This window comes from Klebsiella sp. BIGb0149, from assembly GCF_004362605.1.
GTDB lineage: Bacteria > Pseudomonadota > Gammaproteobacteria > Enterobacterales > Enterobacteriaceae > Klebsiella > Klebsiella terrigena.
Genome location: NZ_SNYG01000003.1, coordinates 51,825 through 68,867 on the forward strand (window position 1 = coordinate 51,825; position 17,043 = coordinate 68,867).

Annotated in this window: 16 protein-coding genes; 9 read left to right on the forward strand and 7 right to left on the reverse strand. The window is 60.0% G+C overall.

Features of this window, described 5'->3' with window-relative positions:
- Window positions 1–849 (reverse strand): ChaN family lipoprotein, encoded by an 849-nt coding sequence (locus EDF75_RS11990; RefSeq protein ID WP_463671429.1) that lies wholly within the window; start codon window positions 847–849, stop codon window positions 1–3.
- 251 nt (window positions 850–1,100) lie between these two features.
- Window positions 1,101–1,934, reverse strand: a complete 834-nt coding sequence (locus EDF75_RS11995) for an oxidoreductase (protein ID WP_133599527.1) — start codon at window positions 1,932–1,934, stop codon at window positions 1,101–1,103.
- 164 nt (window positions 1,935–2,098) lie between these two features.
- Between EDF75_RS11995 and EDF75_RS12000 the strand changes: the two genes are divergently transcribed.
- The gene (locus tag EDF75_RS12000) at window positions 2,099–3,031 is read left to right on the forward strand and encodes an AraC family transcriptional regulator (protein ID WP_133599529.1); all 933 of its coding nucleotides are present in this window, start codon (window positions 2,099–2,101) and stop codon (window positions 3,029–3,031) included.
- Here EDF75_RS12000 and EDF75_RS12005 read toward each other — a convergent pair.
- Window positions 3,020–3,670: a GntR family transcriptional regulator gene (locus tag EDF75_RS12005; RefSeq protein WP_133599531.1), complete on the reverse strand. Its 651-nt coding sequence runs from the start codon at window positions 3,668–3,670 to the stop codon at window positions 3,020–3,022. The genes EDF75_RS12000 and EDF75_RS12005 overlap by 12 nt on opposite strands.
- A gap of 227 nt (window positions 3,671–3,897) precedes the next feature.
- Here EDF75_RS12005 and EDF75_RS12010 point away from each other — a divergent pair, with 227 nt between their 5' ends.
- From EDF75_RS12010 to EDF75_RS12035, 6 genes are read left to right on the forward strand one after another with little or no spacing between them, the layout of a single operon-like run.
- Window positions 3,898–4,758 (forward strand): alpha/beta hydrolase, encoded by an 861-nt coding sequence (locus EDF75_RS12010; RefSeq protein WP_133599533.1) that lies wholly within the window; start codon window positions 3,898–3,900, stop codon window positions 4,756–4,758.
- Window positions 4,759–4,770: 12 nt separating this feature from the next.
- Window positions 4,771–5,877, forward strand: coding sequence for a C45 family autoproteolytic acyltransferase/hydolase (locus tag EDF75_RS12015; RefSeq protein WP_045858584.1), 1,107 nt, complete (start codon window positions 4,771–4,773; stop codon window positions 5,875–5,877).
- A 13-nt stretch (window positions 5,878–5,890) separates the two neighbouring features.
- Window positions 5,891–7,435, forward strand: a complete 1,545-nt coding sequence (locus EDF75_RS12020; RefSeq protein ID WP_133599535.1) for an ABC transporter substrate-binding protein — start codon at window positions 5,891–5,893, stop codon at window positions 7,433–7,435.
- A gap of 18 nt (window positions 7,436–7,453) precedes the next feature.
- The gene (locus EDF75_RS12025; protein ID WP_045858579.1) at window positions 7,454–8,395 is read left to right on the forward strand and encodes an ABC transporter permease; all 942 of its coding nucleotides are present in this window, start codon (window positions 7,454–7,456) and stop codon (window positions 8,393–8,395) included.
- On the forward strand, window positions 8,392–9,213 hold the full coding sequence (locus EDF75_RS12030) for an ABC transporter permease (RefSeq protein ID WP_133599536.1): 822 nt from the start codon (window positions 8,392–8,394) through the stop codon (window positions 9,211–9,213). The genes EDF75_RS12025 and EDF75_RS12030 overlap by 4 nt, the downstream gene beginning before the upstream one ends.
- Complete coding sequence (locus tag EDF75_RS12035; RefSeq protein WP_133599538.1) at window positions 9,213–10,850, forward strand: dipeptide ABC transporter ATP-binding protein; 1,638 nt, start codon at window positions 9,213–9,215, stop codon at window positions 10,848–10,850. Before EDF75_RS12030 ends, EDF75_RS12035 begins: the two co-directional genes overlap by 1 nt.
- 88 nt (window positions 10,851–10,938) lie before the next feature.
- Here EDF75_RS12035 and nemA read toward each other — a convergent pair whose 3' ends face one another.
- Together nemA and EDF75_RS12045 are read right to left on the reverse strand one after the other, a co-directional pair.
- Window positions 10,939–12,036 (reverse strand): alkene reductase, encoded by a 1,098-nt coding sequence (gene nemA, locus EDF75_RS12040; protein ID WP_133599540.1) that lies wholly within the window; start codon window positions 12,034–12,036, stop codon window positions 10,939–10,941.
- A gap of 53 nt (window positions 12,037–12,089) precedes the next feature.
- Window positions 12,090–12,689 carry a TetR/AcrR family transcriptional regulator gene (locus EDF75_RS12045; protein WP_041145842.1) on the reverse strand — a complete coding sequence of 200 codons (600 nt, stop codon included), beginning with the start codon at window positions 12,687–12,689 and terminating at the stop codon, window positions 12,090–12,092.
- 143 nt (window positions 12,690–12,832) lie between these two features.
- Between EDF75_RS12045 and EDF75_RS12050 the strand changes: the two genes are divergently transcribed.
- Entirely contained in the window at window positions 12,833–13,072 is a 240-nt protein-coding gene (locus tag EDF75_RS12050) for a DUF1289 domain-containing protein (protein WP_045858568.1), read from the forward strand.
- Window positions 13,073–13,120: 48 nt separating this feature from the next.
- Window positions 13,121–14,017 carry an aldo/keto reductase gene (locus tag EDF75_RS12055; RefSeq protein ID WP_123708160.1) on the forward strand — a complete coding sequence of 299 codons (897 nt, stop codon included), beginning with the start codon at window positions 13,121–13,123 and terminating at the stop codon, window positions 14,015–14,017.
- A 95-nt stretch (window positions 14,018–14,112) separates the two neighbouring features.
- On the opposite strand, the gene EDF75_RS12060 is transcribed toward EDF75_RS12055, so the two are convergent.
- Together EDF75_RS12060 and EDF75_RS12065 are read right to left on the reverse strand one after the other, a co-directional pair.
- Complete coding sequence (locus tag EDF75_RS12060; RefSeq protein WP_133599542.1) at window positions 14,113–16,137, reverse strand: FUSC family protein; 2,025 nt, start codon at window positions 16,135–16,137, stop codon at window positions 14,113–14,115.
- On the reverse strand, window positions 16,137–17,033 hold the full coding sequence (locus tag EDF75_RS12065; RefSeq protein ID WP_133599544.1) for an efflux RND transporter periplasmic adaptor subunit: 897 nt from the start codon (window positions 17,031–17,033) through the stop codon (window positions 16,137–16,139). Before EDF75_RS12065 ends, EDF75_RS12060 begins: the two co-directional genes overlap by 1 nt.
- Between the last annotated feature and the right edge of the window lie 10 nt (window positions 17,034–17,043).

Here is a 17,043-nt window from a genome sequence, read left to right on the forward strand (position 1 = left end):
TCATTTTGCCGCCGGCACGGGCCAGATATAGTCAGCCTGTTTGGCCGTCAGGGCGGTGCCGTCGGTGGTGAGCATCACCACCAGCGGTTTCTCCGCGCCTAAATCGGCCAGATGCAGGGGGACGCCGACATCTTTGGCGGCGTGGTAGCCGCCGGCAATCAGCAGCGCCGGGCGCGGCGCCTGGATGAGCTGTTTGGCCATAAAGCGATCGCGATTCTGCTGAATGGCCATCATCGCGGTAACCTGCTCGCCGCTGATTTGACCGTCGTGCATCAGGAAGATGATAGCCGACAGGGCTTCATGCACCTGCGGGCGAGAAGAGCGCTCTCCGCTCGGGAAAGCGGGACGCTGATAGAGCTCGTTGACCTGCTGGCGGCTGATGTTGGCGGCCATCAGCGGCCAGGGGCCCTCGAGAGCCGTCATCACCAGGTCACGATAGAGATCCCACGGCCAGCCGCTGTTCCAGCGCATCGTTTCCGCCGCGCGGGTGGCGCTGACCGGCGCTCCGGCCGCGCTGGCCTGCTTGACCCGATTGACCGCCTCCTGCTGGCTGATATCGATCATCTCCAGCAGCACGCTGCCCTGAGGGCGGGATTGCGCCAGATTTTTTAGCAGCCACTGCTCAATCTGATGATGGCGGACGTTGGTGTGCTCTTCGCCGACGATGACTATCGGGGCGCTGCGGATCCTGGCGATAAGCTGTGCCGGCGTCAGGGTGCTGCCGGAGGCCGTATCCACAATACAGGTGCAGTCCTGAACCGGGGTGGTTGCCGGGGCTGACGTCGTCGAGGACGCCCCGTGGCATGCCGTCAGGGCCAACGCGCCGCTAACAACCAGAGATTTTAACAAGCATTCCATATTAAACATAAATATCCGTTTTCTGTTTTATTGTTAGCATTTATTTTTATGCTGAGTGTTTTTGCAGAATTATATGTAACAATGATAATGATTATCAAGATCATTCGTATTATCGTTAATCGTATGGGTTTAGCCGAAACGTCGGGCCGCGCGGCAGAGGGGGGGCACAGAGGGGCAGGAGGCGGGGAGCGTTAAACGGCGGGCGGGTTCTCGTCCTTCCCTGGACGGAGTCCCGGCGTCTATTAGCCATCCGTGGAGCGGCTGATCTCCTCCCAGGCGTCTATCCCGGCGCTCATCTGCTGAAGCTTCTCTTTCACCAGGGTCACCGCGTCACTCCCTAACAGCAGCGACGCCGGAGGGGCCGGATGGTTAATCAGCTCCAGCATCGCCCGCGCCGCCCGGCGCGGATCGCCCGGCTGATGGCCGCTGCGCTGCATCCGCGTTTCGCGAATGGGGCCGAAGCTGCTGTCGTAATCGTCAATACTGCGGGCAGCGCGCACCATTGAGCGCCCGGCCCAGTCGGTGCGAAACGATCCCGGCTGCACCGCCGTCACCGCGATATTAAAAGGCTTAAGCTCTTTGCTTAGCGTTTCGGAAATCCCCTGCAAAGCGAATTTGCTGCCGCAGTAGTAGCTGATGCCGGGCATGGTGATGAATCCGCCCATCGAGGTGATATTCAGAATATGGCCGGCGCGGCGCGCGCGGAACCTGGGTACAAACGCTTTAATCATCGCAACTGCGCCAAATACGTTGACGTTGAATTGCGCCACGAGATCCTCGAGCGGCGACTCTTCCATGATCCCCTCATGACCGTAGCCGGCGTTATTGACCAGCACGTCAACCGCGCCTATTTCCCGCTCTACGGCCTCAACGAGCGGCGGGATGGCGGCAAAATCGGTAACGTCCAGCACTCTGCCAAAGCACTGACCCGGCGACAGGGCCTCAAACTGCTCCCGGTCGCTCCCGTTTCGTAGCGTTCCGACCACCCGATGCCCGGCGCTGAGCGCCTCTTCGGCCAGCGCCCGACCAAACCCGCTGCTGACGCCGGTGATGAAAAATAGTTTTGTTGAATGCATACGGCTTCTCCTTCGTTACATTGAGCAGGCAGAATAGGGCCGAACGGTGCTCTGGCGTAGCCCCGATCCTCTGCGGTCTTTGCCTGTTCCTATGAGCCGTCTGGACGCGACGGGCTGGGAGTGTCACACTTCGCGCAGGTTTCCGCTTCTTTAACGCAGGCTTTATGACAACGACCGCTGACCGGCAAATGGTAATGCTGCTGGACCATCTGACCCCTCAGGAGGGCTACAACCTTACCGCGCTGCCCGACGTTCGCTTTTTGCGATCGAACCGACCGCTGCAGCGCACGCCGGTTTTATACGAGCCGGGGATCGTTATTGTCGTGCAGGGGAGAAAGCAGGGGTTTCTCGGCAATGATGTCTATTTGTATGACGCCCGGCATTATCTGATGGTCTCCGTGCCGGTGCCGTTTACCATGGAGACCGACGCCAGCGCAGCCGAGCCGATGCTGGCCATTTACATTCGCCTGGACTTCACCTTAGCCGCAGATCTCCTGCTGGAGCTTGACGGCCGCGGCGCATCGGCGGCCGCCGCGCCGCGAAGCATGATGTCGAGCCTGATGGATGAGCAGATCGGCGGCTCGGTTTTGCGTTTTCTGCAGATTATGTCTTCGCCGCTGGATGCGGAAATGCTCGGACCGTCGATGCTGCGGGAGATCTATTACCGGGTGCTTACCGGCGAGCAGGGACCGGCGCTGCGCAGCGCCCTGCGGATGCAGGGCCAGTTTGGCAAGGTGGCGAAAGCGATACGAAAAATTCATGCGCAATACGCCGAGAGCCTTGACGTTAGCGCCCTGGCAAAAGAAGTTGGGATGAGCGTTCCGACCTTTCACAGCCACTTCAAGGCGGTAACCAACACCTCGCCGATGCAGTACCTGAAATCAACGCGCCTGCATCAGGCCCGGCTGCTGATGCTGCGCGGCAACCTGACCGCCTCCGCCGCCGGCGTGCGGGTCGGCTATGAGAGCATTTCTCAGTTCAGCCGCGAGTTTAAGCGGCTTTTTGGCCTGACGCCGGTGCGTGAAGTTGAGCGCATGAAGCGCAATTTTTCCCTGCCCCCCCCGGTTACGCCCTCCGCGTTTATCTCATCGCATTGAGCCGTCCGCCGGGGCCGGCACATCGTCATCCTGCAGGATATGCTGGCGCAGCAGCGTCGCCAGGGCAGAAGGGTCGCCTTGTTCTATCGCCTCGACCATCGCGAAATGTTCCTGTGAAGACTGGACGATCCTCGCATGCGAGTTCCATTGCCCCAGCGCCGCGGAGGGAACCCGGCTGCGGAGTTCGAAAATCAGTTCAATCATGTCTTTGTTCGAGCAGGGGGCAAGCAGCGCGCGGTGAAAGGCGAGGTTGGATTCATACTGCTGCAGGATCGTGCCGAACTGAGTGTAGTGGTCAAATAATTCGGCGCTCTGGCGCAGGGCGGCTAGCTGCGCGGGTTGGATATGCTCCACAATATCGCTGGCCGATGCGCTCTCCAGCACCGCGCGGATGCGCGAAATATTGCGGCGCTGCTGCACGTCGGGCGAATAAACATGGTATCCGCGATTGGGAACATGCTGCACCAGCCGTTCAATGACCAACTGATCGAGGGCGCGGCGAACATCGCTGCGCGTACACTCATAGCGCTCAGCCAGCTCGACCTGTTTCAGCCAGGCGCCCGGCTGGAAAACCCCGGTATTAATATCCATCGCCAGCAGGTTGGCAACGTGCACCAGAGTGCTTTTACCTTGCATCATATCCTCAGCTCCTTGTCCTGGTTCCCGCGATTTTTTGCAGCCTGATAATGAACGGTTCCCGGCTTTGGCACCAGTTTAAACCGTCTGCCTATTGGCTTTTGCTCTGACCCAAAGCTGAATTGTGACATGAACCAGATCTTTTGTTAATAAATTGTTTATTAAATTGGCGCCAATTTTGGTTTTGTGTTTGAATCAATTTTGAACAGTCGATGAACGAGAAACAATTTATGGAACTATCAGTAATTAAGAATGATTCTGAGCATGCCGCCGGGCGTAGCCAGGCGCTTTACTATCGCGGCAGCACGACGATTTTTTCCAGCCGACACGATCCCCGCTTCCAGTACTGCCTGTACGTCCCGCCCGGATTCGATGGTGACAAAACCGGATATCGCCTGGTCGTCGCGATGCACGGTACCGGTCGTTCGATGGTGCAATATCGGGATGCTTTTACCGAGTTCGCCCGCTACAACCGCTGCGTTGTTCTGGCCCCTCTGTTCCCCGTTGGGCCGCTAGGGGACGGGAATTCACACGGCTTTAAATACATCATTGAGCAGGATATTCGCTATGACCTGGCGCTGCTGGCGATGATTGATGAAGTGAGCGAGCTGCTGGATTACGACTTTGGCAAGTTTCTGCTGTTTGGCTACTCGGGAGGCGGTCATTTCGCCCATCGATTCCTCTACATTCACCCGGAAAAGCTGCTGGGGGTCTCCATTGGCGCGCCGGGTTCCGTCACGCTGCTGGACGACAGCAAGGCCTGGTGGCCGGGGGTGCAGAACTTTGAGCAAATCTTTGGCAGGCCTCTGGATTACCGCGCCTTAAAAGAGGTGGCGGTGCAGCTGGTGGTCGGCAAGGTCGATCTGGAAACCTGGGAGATCACCCATCAGCCCGGCGGCCGGTACTATCTGCCGGGATGCAATGATGCCGGCGCTACCCGAATCGAACGTAATACCGCGCTGCTCAACAGCTTACGTGAACACGGCGTGCAGGCGGAACAAGAGATCGTGCCAAACGTCGGCCACGACGGCATGAAGGTGCTGGATGAAGTAAAAGATTTTTTCCTGCGCGTACTGCAGGCAAATCGCTGAGGAGCGAATAACGTGACGCAACCTTTTCCCTTAATCGAAATTTCCGGCACGCCGTACGAGCGGGGCTGCCAGTACGGTGAGCAGGCTAAGGCTCGGATCCACGCCAGCGTGGCCATTTACGGCGACCAGCTCAACGCCCTGCGGATCGGCCAGGAACAGCGCGATCGCCTGATTAATAGCTTCAGCGCCATCATCCGCGAGTTTGACGCGGACTATCTCGACGAAATGCGCGGCATTGCCTGCGCCTCCGGGGTTTCGCTGGAAGCGATTGTGATGATCAACGCCCGTACCGAAGTTATCGCCCAGGCGCGCAGCATGCAGCAGTGCCAGACGCCGCACGACGACAGCATAAAAGATGGCTGTACCGGCGCGGTGATCCTGCCGCAGCGCAGCCCGCACGGCAAACTGATTCATGGCCAAAACTGGGACTGGCGCGCGGAGTGCGCGGAGAGTTCGGTAGTGGTGAAAATTAAGCGTCAGCAGGGGCCGGATGTCCTGACTTTTGTGGAGGCCGGAGGGCTTGGACGCAGCGGCATGAACAGCGCCGGTATCGCCATCACCGCGAACTATCTGCGGTGTGAGCGCGATTATCAGCAGCAGGGCGTCCCGCTGTCGCTGATCCGTCGTAAGGCGCTGGAACAGCAGCACATGGCGCTGGCGATGAAGGTGGTCGCCACCACGCCAAAGTCGTGCTCCAACAATATGATCCTCAGCACAAAAGAGGGCTTTGCCATCGATTTCGAATGCGCCCCGGACGAAAGCTTCACCCTCTATCCGCAAAATGGCCTGCTGGTGCATGCCAACCACTGGGAAAGCCTGCCCGCACGCTGCAAAGTTCGCGAAGAGGGCATCGATGCCTCGCCGGATTCGCTGTACCGCAGCTGGCGCGTCCATGAATTACTTAATGCCCATGCAAAACCGGGAGAAGAGGAGATGAAAAACGCCTTTTTCGATGACTTCGGCTCCCCCTATTCCGTATGTCGTCCGCCGCGGCCGGGGTTCAGCAGCGATTTATCCGCCACGGTGGCGATGATCGTGATGACCCCCGCCGAGGGGATGATGGATGTGGTCCCGCTTCCGGCACTTAATCGCGACTTCACGCGCTACACGCTTGATTAACAGAGAGATCGCTATGAAAAAATTATTATCAGCTGTTGCCCTGTTACTGCCGGGCATGGTGGCGCAGGCGGCCGATGGCGAGGTTATCCGTTTTGCGCTGAATCAGGATATCCGCAGCAGCCAGCCGGGCGTCAACCGGGACGGAAACACCGATGATGTCCTGATGCACGTGGTGGAAGGTATGGTGGGCTACCGTGAAGACGGTACCGTGGGGCCGATGCTCTCGTCATCGTGGGACGTGAGTAATGAAGGTAAAACCTATACCTTCCATCTGCGTGAAGGGGTGAAGTTTCACAACGGCGACGCCATGACGGCGCAGGACGTGGTGTGGAGCTGGAAGCACTGGAACGACCCGAAAACCCAGTGGCGATGTTTGCGCGAATTTGACGGCAGCGGGTTGATTCATGTTACCGACGTCAGCGCGCCGGATGCGCATACCGTGGTCATGACGCTGGAGAAACCGGTGGCGCTATTTCTGGACACGCTGGCGCGCACCGATTGCGGCGCGGCTGCGGTTATCAGCTCTAAATCGGTTGCCGCGGACGGAACCTGGATCGCGCCGATCGGCACCGGGCCGTTCAGCTTTGGGGAGTGGAAGCATGGTGAGTACGTTTCATTGAAGCGTTTTGCCGACTACAGCGCGCTGGCGGGGAAAGAGAACGGCTTTGTCGGCGGGAAAAAAGCGCTGGTGGAGGAAGTGCGCTTTATGGCGATCCCCGATGCGGCAACGGTGAAGGCGGGCCTGCAGTCGGGAGCCGTGGATCTGGCGCAGGTGAGCCCGATTGACGGCATCGACCTGAAAAAAGACCCCAATATCTCCCTCGAAGTGGCGCCGAACGCCCAGCGTCACGTGATGCTGATCCAGACCGACGATCCGCTGCTGAAAAACGTCAAGCTTCGTCAGGCGATAGCCTCTGCGCTGGATAGCGAACAGATCGCGCTGGGAACCAGCCAGAATCTGGCGCAGGCATCCAACTCCAACATTTCCGTGGCCTCGGCGTTTTACAGCAATATTCAAAAACAGGGCTATAAGTACGATCCGGCCCGCACGGCTCAACTGCTGAAAGAGGCGGGCTATAAAGGCGAGCCGCTGGAGATTATCGCCAATAAACGGGCGACCGTGCCGAGCTTTGACATGGCCATTATTATCCAGGCGATGCTGCAGTCGGCGGGAATTAACGCCCGCGTTACCACCATGGAGTGGGCGACCCAGCTTGAGCGCTATCAGTCAGGGCGCTATCAGATGATGACCTTCACCTACTCCGCGCGCTTTAACCCGGCGCTGGCGTTTGAGCAACTGGTGGGCGATAAAACGAAGCAGAAACGCAAGGTATGGGGCGATCCGCAGGCTATCGCTATGACCGATGAGCTGGCCACCGTCGACGATCCGGCGCGGATCCAGGCCATCACCGATAAGCTGCACCAGCAGATGATTGCTGATGTTCCGCTGATCATCTTTTATCCCGGGCTGGATATTGTCGCGCACCGTAAGGCTATCAGCGGCTATAAATCCTGGCTCGCCGCCGCTGCGCGGCTGTGGAACGTCAGCAAAGCCTGATGAGATAAGGAGACGCGCATGTTGCAGTTTCTGCTTACCCGTATTTTGACCGCTATTCCGACGCTGCTGCTGGTGACCGTGCTGGTCTTTCTGCTGACGCGCATGGTGCCGGGCGACCCGGCCCTGCTGATGCTGGGGGATATGGCGACGGAATCCAGCCTTGCCGATCTGCGCCATAGCATGGGGCTGGATCAGGGGATAGTGCAGCAGTTCTTTATCTGGTCCGCTAACGTGCTGCACGGCGACTTTGGCCACTCAATTCAGAGCGGTCAGGCGGTGCTGCCTTTGATTCTGCAGCGCTTCGGTGTGACGCTAAGCGTGGTGCTGGTCGCCATCGTTATCGCTTCGCTGCTTGCGGTGCCAGCGGGAATGCTGGCGGCGTGGAAACAGAACTCCTCCCTGGATACCGGGCTGGTGATGTTCTCCACGTTTCTGCTGTCGATCCCGAGCTTCTGGATGGGGCTGCTTATCCTGCTGCTGCTCGGCCTGAAGCTCGGCTGGCTGCCGGTTGTCGGCTACGTCTCATTGAGCGATGACCTGAAGGCGGGGCTGCTGTATCTGCTGATGCCAGTGATGACGCTGGTGCTGGTGGAGATCGGCGCGCTGGTCCGCATGATGCGGGCCAGTACGCTGGAGGTGCTGCGGCTTGATTATGTTTCCCACGCCCGGGCGAAGGGGCTGCGCGAGCGCGCGGTCCTAACGCGCCACGTGTTCCCGAATGCCTTTGGGCCGACGTGGACGCTGATTGGCCTGACGCTCGGCAACCTGCTCAGCGGGGTGGCGGTGACGGAAACGGTCTTCAGCCTGCCGGGGCTCGGCCGCCTGCTGGTGGATGCCATTTATGCCCGCGACTATCCGGTTATTCAGGGATGTATGCTGTTTATCGCCACGCTCTATGTGCTCACCAATCTGCTGATTGATGCGCTCTATCCACTGTTCAATCCGAGGGTTTCTGCGTGAAGAGAAAACATATCGTCCTCGCGCCAAACGCGCTGCTGGGAATCGCGCTGATTGGCACCATCGCGCTGGCCGGCATCGTGGGCTTCTTCTGGACCCCGCTGGACCCGTCGCGGATCAATATTCTGGCGCGCCTGCAGTCCCCGGGAGCGGGTCACCTGCTGGGTACCGACGAATACGGTCGCGACGTGCTGAGTCGCCTGCTGGCCGGAGCCAATGCCAGTATGACTATCTCTCTGGTGACGGTTGGCTTTGCGCTGTTGGTCGGTATTACGCTGGGGCTGATCAGCGGCTACCTGCGCGGCGCGGTGGACCGGCTGATTATGATGCTGACCGATGCGCTGCTGGCCTTTCCCGGCATCCTGCTGGCGCTGGCGCTGTTGAGCATTCTCGGCAACAACCGCTACGGCATTATTCTGTCGCTGGGCCTCGCCTACACCCCGTCGGTGGTGCGCATCGTTCGCGGGACCGTGCAGGGATTGCGCGAGGCGGAGTTTGTCTCTGCGGCCAGGGTGATGGGGCATAACGAATGGGCGATCCTGCGCCGTCATATTCTGCCCAACTGCCTGGCGCCCTTGACGGTGCTGGCAACCTCGATGCTGGGCTGGGTGCTGATTTCAGAAAGCGCGCTCTCATTTCTCGGTCTCGGCGTGCCGCCTCCGGAACCGACGTGGGGCAATATGCTGGCCGCCAGCCGCAGCTATCTCGCCCAGGCGCCGTGGCTGGCGCTCCTGCCGGGCCTCTGTATATCGCTGGCTCTGCTGGGAGTGAACATGCTGGGCGACGCGTTACGTGATTATCTCGATCCGAGGATGCAGTGATGAACAATACAACCGCCTTATTGCAGGTTAGCAACCTGCGGGTTAGCGTCGCGGGGCGAGAGGTCGTAAAAGGCATCTCATTTGCGCTCGCGCCCGGCGAAGTGCTGGCCGTGGTCGGGGAGTCCGGCAGCGGTAAAACCCTGGCGATGCGTTCTTTAATTTCGCTGCTGCCGACGGGAGTGACCAGCTTTGCCGATTCGCTGGTTTTTGACGGCCGCGACCTCAATCATCTTACGGCGGAGCAGCTGCGCGACCTGCGCGGCGCGGGCATTGGCATGGTTTTTCAGGAGCCAATGACGTCGCTAAATCCGGCTATGACGATTGGCCGTCAGCTTGATGAAGGGCTGGCATTACACACTCGCCTTAGCGAGCCCGCGCGAAGGGCAAAGATTATTGCGATGCTGGAGCGCGTCGGCCTGGCGGATGCCGGGAAATTACTAGGCGCTTACCCCCATGAGTTTTCCGGGGGCATGCGCCAGCGGGTGATGATCGCTGCGGTCATGCTGCTTGAGCCGAAGCTGATCGTTGCCGATGAGCCGACCACCGCGCTGGACGTGCTGGTGCAGCATGAGGTTATGGATCTGATGCTGGCGCTCACCGCCGAAAAGGGCAGCGCCGTTATTCTGATTAGCCACAATCTGTCGATGGTGGCACGCTATGCGTCGCGCATTATGGTGATGGAACAAGGCGAAATCGTTGAGCAGAACGACAGCCAGCGGCTGCTGGCCGAACCGCAGCACGCCTACACCCGGCGCCTGCTGGAAGCGCTGCCGGTACGCCAGCCGGCGCCGGACCGCCAGCGGCTGCTGGCGGCAGAAAGCGTGATTGCGCTGACGGATGTCGATATCCGCTACGTAGGCCGCAAGTCCTGGTTCCGCCCGCAAAAGGTGACGCACGCGGTCAAAGGGATCAGCTTTAACGTGCGCGCCGGCGAAACGGTGGCGCTGGTCGGCGCGAGCGGTTCCGGTAAAACCACCATCGGTAAGCTTATTGCGGGCATGCTAAAGGCCAGCCAGGGCGTGCTGGCGTTTCGGGGGCGGGCGCTTAATCCGGCGGATAAGGCGCTGATGACCACCTGGCGGCGGGAGTGCCAGATGATCCAGCAGGATCCCTTCTCCTCGCTTAACCCGAGGATGCGCGTCGCGCAAATTATCGAAGAGCCGCTGCTGCTGCTGGCGACGATGAACCGCAGCGCGCGCGAGCAGCGGGTGCGCGAGGTGCTGGATGAGGTTGGGCTGGGAGACCTGTTTACGTCCCGCTATCCTCATCAGCTTTCGGGAGGACAGCGTCAGCGGGTGGCGATTGCGCGGGCGATTGTCCGGCGTCCGGCCTTTATCATTGCCGATGAGCCGACTTCAGCGCTGGATATGACGGTGCAGAAACAAATTCTCGAACTGCTCAAGCGGCTACAGCAGCACTACGGGTTTGCCTGTTTGTTTATTACGCACGATCTCGGCGCCGTGGAGCAGATAGCGGACAGGGTGCTGGTGATGGAAAAGGGGGTTCTGGTCGAGAGCGGCTGGAGTGATGAGGTTCTGGATAATCCTCTTCATCCCTACACGCAGCGGCTGTTGAGCTGCCTGCCGGTTCTCAAACCGCGGGAGCAGGGAGGATACCAGCTGCAGCAGCCGGCCTGAACGCGTCGCTAAGCGGATTGCGGGCGGGCAGATGAAAAAATAGCGGCGTCAGGCCGCCGCTATTATTTTGTCGCTATAAAAGAAAGCGTTACAGCGTAGGGTAGTCGGTATAGCCTTCCGCGCCGCCGCCGTAGAAGCTCTCCGGGCGCTGCGGGTTCAGCGCCGCCTTGTGCTTCAGACGGGCAACCAGATCCGGATTGGCGATAAAGTCGCGGCCGAAAGCCACGGCGTCAATCAGCCCTTTGCTAATCAGATCGTTAGCCTTTTCAACCGTATAGGCACCCGCGCCGATGATGGCACCCGGGAAACGGTCGCGAACCTTCTGACGGAACTCGTCGCTGTACGGCTGGCCGCCGGCCCAGTCCGGCTCGGACATGTGCAGGTAGGCGATCCCGCGTTTAGCCAGCTCTTCAATCAGATACAGGGCGTCGGCCTCTTCGTTCGGGCCGTTATCGACGTTCTGGAAGCTGCCGATTGGCGATACGCGGATACCGATGCGATCGGCGCTCCACTCTTGACTGACCGCATCAACCACTTCCAGCACCAGGCGCGCGCGGTTTTCAACGCTGCCGCCGTATTGATCGCTACGCTGGTTAGACGTTGGTGACAGGAACTGGTGCAGCAGGTAGCCGTGGGCCGAGTGCAGCTCAACGAGATCGAAGCCGGCGTCGCGAGCGTTGCCTACCGCCTGGCGGAAGTCGTTGACGATCCCCGGGATCTCATCGAGCTCCAGCGCACGCGGCATCGAGGTATCGGCGCGCACGGCGTGGCCGTTCTCATCGCGCAGCGACGTACGGGTGCCGGCGCTGATTGCGGACGGCGCAACCGGCGCCGCGCCGCCCGGCTGCAGGCTATTATGTGAGATACGACCGGTATGCCACAGCTGTACCGCAATATGTCCCGCTTCGGCGTGAACGCCGGCGGTGATTTTCTGCCAGGCCGCGATTTGTTCCGGGCTGTGCAGACCCGGGGCGCCGGCATAGCCTTTAGCCTGGGCGGAGATCTGCGTCGCTTCGGAGATAATCAGCCCGGAGCTGGCGCGTTGACGGTAGTACTCGGCCATCAGCGGAGTCGGGATATCGCCGGGTTCGATGCTGCGCAGGCGGGTCAACGGAGCCATAAACACGCGGTTAGGTACGGTGACCGCACCCACTTTCAACGGGGTAAACAATTTTGATTCGGACATAATGACTCCTGAGTAGACCGGTCGTCTTGCAATTCGTTAAATAAAAACGCCTGTCAAACGCCAGGCGCGGCAATAATACTTTTGGCATGGGCAAGGGCGCTTTCAAGCGGCGTTGCGCTGCGTGTAATCTTGGCCTGCAGGTTTGCACCCAGCCACAGGGAGTAGAGCACCTGCGACAGGGTTAACGCGTCGCCGCTGAAGACCAGGCTGCCTTCCTGACGGCCCTTTTCCAGCGCTTCGCCAAGCAGGGTAATAATCTGGCTGGCGCCTTTATCCATCTCGGTACGCATCGACTCCGACAGATCGCAAACTTCCGCAGACAGCTTCACCGTCAGGCAGCCGCTGATAATGCCCTGCTGGCAGAACTGGGTCAGCGTATGCTGATAGTAGGCCAGCAGACGATCGCGATAGTTGCCTTCGCCGTGGGCGAAATGCTCCACCAGCCGCTGCAGATAGCCAGCGTAGTGATGTTCCAGCAGCGCAACCCCGTAAGCTTCCTTCGAGCGAAAATAGTGGTAGAAAGAGCCCTTCGGCACTTCCGCCGTTTTCAGCAGTTCGCTCAGGCCCATTCCGGTAAAGCCGCGGTGCATGCACAGCTGTTCGCCGGTGGCCAGGATATGTTCGCGGGTATCGCATTCGCTATGTTTGTTCATGCCGCTCACTGTATTAGACCGATTGGTCTAATGCAAGTGATAATTTTAAATGATGCGTGGCGCAGAGGCTGAGCAACAAAAGTTGCCAACCGCGGATGAAACGTCTTCAATGAGAGAGAGAACGAGGTGACCGGAGGCGTGAGGTGGCAGAGCAGCTGGAGTTTTTCCCGGTACAGAGCCCGTGCCGGGGAATTTGTCAGTCGGACGAACGCGGCTACTGTCGCGGCTGTTTGCGCAGCCGCGAGGAACGTTTCGCCTGGCAAACGATGAGCGACGTACAAAAGCAGGACGTTCTGCGGCTGTGTCGTCAGCGCCTGTTGCGTAAATTACGCGCGACTAAGGCGGAAACAGCGGAAGAACCGCAGCAACCCTCACTGTTTTAATGGCAAAAATGAGTATACTCAAAGCACTTTTTTGTTGAGGACGTTGTTATGGTTCAGCGTATTGCTATGGCCCCGCAGGGGCCGGAATTCTCGCGTTTTGTTATGGGCTACTGGCGTTTAATGGACTGGAAAATGTCCGCCAAAGAGCTGGTCGGCTTTATTGAGCAGCACCTGGATCTTGGCGTCACAACCGTCGATCATGCGGATATTTACGGCGACTATCAGTGCGAGGCGGCGTTTGGTGAAGCGCTGAAGCTGGCTCCGCACCTGCGTAGCCGGATGGAGATCGTCAGCAAATGCGGCATCGCCACGATGGCGCGCGCGGAAAACACCATTGGTCACTACATTACCGATCGCGACCATATTGTGCTCAGCGCCGAGCAGTCGCTGCGCAACCTGGCTACCGACCACCTGGATCTGCTGCTGATTCATCGCCCGGACCCGCTGATGGATGCCGATGAGGTCGCCGAAGCCTTCCTCGCGCTGCACCACAGCGGCAAGGTGCGCCACTTCGGCGTCTCTAACTTCACGCCGGCCCAGTTTACCCTGCTGCAATCGCGTCTGCCGTTTACGCTGTCGACTAACCAGCTGGAAATCTCTCCGGTACATCAGCCGCTGCTGCTGGACGGCACCTTAGATCAGCTGCAGCAGCTGCGGATCAGGCCGATGGCGTGGTCCTGCCTGGGCGGCGGTCGTCTGTTTAATGATGAAAGCTTCCAGCCGCTGCGCGATGAGCTGGCCCGGGTTGCCCAGGAGCTGAATGCCGAAAGCATTGAGCAGGTGGTTTACGCGTGGATCCTGCGCCTGCCGTCGCAGCCGCTGCCGATTATCGGCTCCGGCAAAATTGAGCGCGTCCGCTCCGCGCTGGTGGCGGAAAAGCTCAATATGTCCCGCCAGCAGTGGTTCCGCATCCGCAAAGCCGCGCTGGGATACGACGTCCCGTAAGCGCAGCCAGAGCGCCCGTGGCGCCGGTAATACGCCCGATAAACCCGGATACGGCCCGCGCCGCTATCCGGGTTTTTTCTTTCAGCGCCGGCGCCTCACGCCGTTCTCTCTTCTATCGTTCCGGCAACCGGGGCCTGCTCCAGCTGCGACAGCGCGCAGTAGAGGCGCCAGATAACCGCCGCCAGCTCCCTGGCCGCCGGCTGATGGTGATGATTAAGCGCGTTGCAAATGCGCTGCAGCTCCTGCAGCGTTGACGCCAGCGGCCGCTGCTGCACGCCGCGTTCGCTCATCACGTCCCGCAGCAGGCTGATGCACAGGTCGCGCACCTGAGAGAGCGGGTCGGAGCGGGTTTCCCACTCCCGAAGCTGCCACACCACGTGGGAGCAGTTAAGCAGCACAACCCCCCAGCGCAGCAGCCAGCGGCGCGCCAGAGCATCCTGGCTGTTGCTCAGCTGGCTGATATGGTGATAAACCAGAGACTCAAACTCGTGTTCGCTATGCTGCGGATGGCGGCTAAGCTGATCGACAAAGTGACGCCGTAACGCTTTGATGTGGCGACGGCTCTTGCGCGCATCCGAGCCCGGGCTTATCACCGCGAAGGCAAGCCAGGCAAGGCCTACGCCGATGATTTTCCCGAGGTTATCGTTAAGGAATGCGGCAAAGTCGTACACCGGCGGGTTGGTCACCGAAATAAACGAGCCCATAAATACGATCAGCTGCCCCCACAGGCCCGCCAGCTTCGGCATCTGCAGCTTGAGCAGCTGCATGGTGGTGAGCAGCGGAAAAAGAAACAGCAAAAATTGCCATAAATCGGTTATCTGCACCATCAGGCCGAACTTCACCACGAAGCTGAACAGCGAAAGCAGCACCAGGGTGCGCATCAGCAGCGTCAGCGATTTAAACGGCGAGGGCGAGACGGAGTAGAGCACGCAGCAGATGGCGGCGAGGGTGAGCGCGGCGGCGCTGGACTGCCACTGGGTGCTGATGCCCCAGGCCCCGACCATCACCAGCGCGCAGAAGGTTCGCACGCCGTTCCACAGCGCTTCTGCCTGGTCGGTGTGACGGGCCAGCGCGGGCGCCGAAGGGACGTTGAATTCGCTCACCGCCGTCGCGTTTTCCACCCGAGCTATCCAGCGGCTGCTCCGCAGGTAGAGGCGACAGAAGTAGCGCAGACGCATCCAGAACGCCAGGTGCCGGTAGTCGGCGGCGGCACCGGGCGCCAGCGGGGCAATAATGCGGGCGACGGAGTAGAGATCGGCGCGCGGGCTGGCCAGCTCGCTCAGCAGGGTCTCCAGCACCGCACGAGTATTTTTTGGCGCATCGGGCCAGTTGAGCAGCAACCGGCGCAGGCTGGAGATGACGCTGGTCATACGCAGCTGCTGGTGCAGCAAATAGTTCAGCAGCGGGTTCTGCCGGCGGAAGCGGTAGTGGCTCCAGAAGGCCTGAATGCGCAGCAGGTTCATGGTGAGGATCTGACCAATAACGCCTTCGTGGGCGGTGCGAATGGCGTCGGTGGTTTCCGGCACCCACAGCAGGCTAGCGTGCTCCAGCAGACGGGCGTGCATATTTTTTAGCGCCGTCAGCAGCGTGGTGCCGTCGGAGGTGCTGGGCAGGATCATCATCATGACCCCGCCGCAAAGGATCCCGACGATGACTTCGCAAACGCGCGACTGGGCAATGGTCCACAGCTCGTTGGCGTCGGTCACGTTGATGACCGGGAAGGCAATAATGGCGCAGGTATAGCCGGCAAGCTGGAAAGCGTAGGCCACGTTGTTGGTGTACATCGCGCAGGCCCAGGTGCAAAGCGCGATCCATGCCGAGATGCTAAATAAGAACAGCCACGGATCGTTCAGCGTATGGCCGGCCAGCAGCAGGGCGGCGCAGGCGCCGAGCAGGCTGCCGGCGATGCGGCCAAAGCTTTTGCTGATAACGCCGCCGACGGTAGGAAAGCTGACCACCGCTGCCGAGGTCATCGCCCAGTAGGGTTCGTCCAGGTTCAGCCAGTAGGCAACGCTCAGCGCCAGGCACATGGCAATGCCGTTGCGCAGCGCGTATCGCCACTGCGCCCGGCTGGCCTTAACCCACGGAAGTGCGCGCCACGTCAGGGCCTGCACGTTCACTACGGGCGGCCAATAGAGACGGTGCAGGTGGTACCGGAGATAAGCGTTATCTCCGGCGGCAGGCCGCTCAACTCGATGCGTACCGGCACCCGCTGGGCCAGGCGTACCCAGGGAATGTTCGGTTTAATATCCGCCACCAGCCCGGCGCCGCTTTCAACGCTTTGGTCAACAATGGCGCGGCCAATGCTGGAAACGTGACCTTGTAACTTTTGCTTGCTGCTATACAGAATAACCTCGGCGCTATCGCCGGCGCGGATATGGCGCAGCTTGGTTTCTTCAAAATAGCCAATGACGTAGAACGAATGGCTGTCTACCAGCGCGAACAGAGGGCGGCCAACGGAGGCGTAGTCGCCCACGCGGGTGGAGAGATTGGTGACCCAGCCGTCAACCGGCGCCTTAATCAGGGTCTGGCTGAGCTGCCACTGGGCGTGTTCGAGGCTGGCCTGGGCGACGCCGGTGACGGCTTTGGCCGCTTCGAGGACCGCGTTCGCGGTACTCAGCGCGGTGCCGGCGCTTTCAAGATCTTCGGCGGAAATCACGTTGCGCGACAGATTTCGGCGGCGGGCGGCGTCGCTGGCGGCTTTCGACTGCTCCACCCTGGCTTTCGCCAGGTCGGCGCGGGTTTTGGCCAGCTGCGCCTGGGCGTCGAGTAGGGCAATTCGATAGGGAGTGTCATCAATCTTAAACAGCACGTCTCCGGCCTTCACCAGCTGGTTATCGCGGACGTTGAGCTGCAGAATGCTGCCGGAGACCTGAGGCGTGATGCCGACCTGCTCGGCGCGCACCTTGCCGTCGCGGGTCCACGGCGATTGGGTGTAGTAGTTCCAGACCAGCCAGGCAGCAATAATCGCCAGCGCAACAATCAGTAAAGTTGAGAAGTATTTTAGTTTTTTCATCGAGTTAACA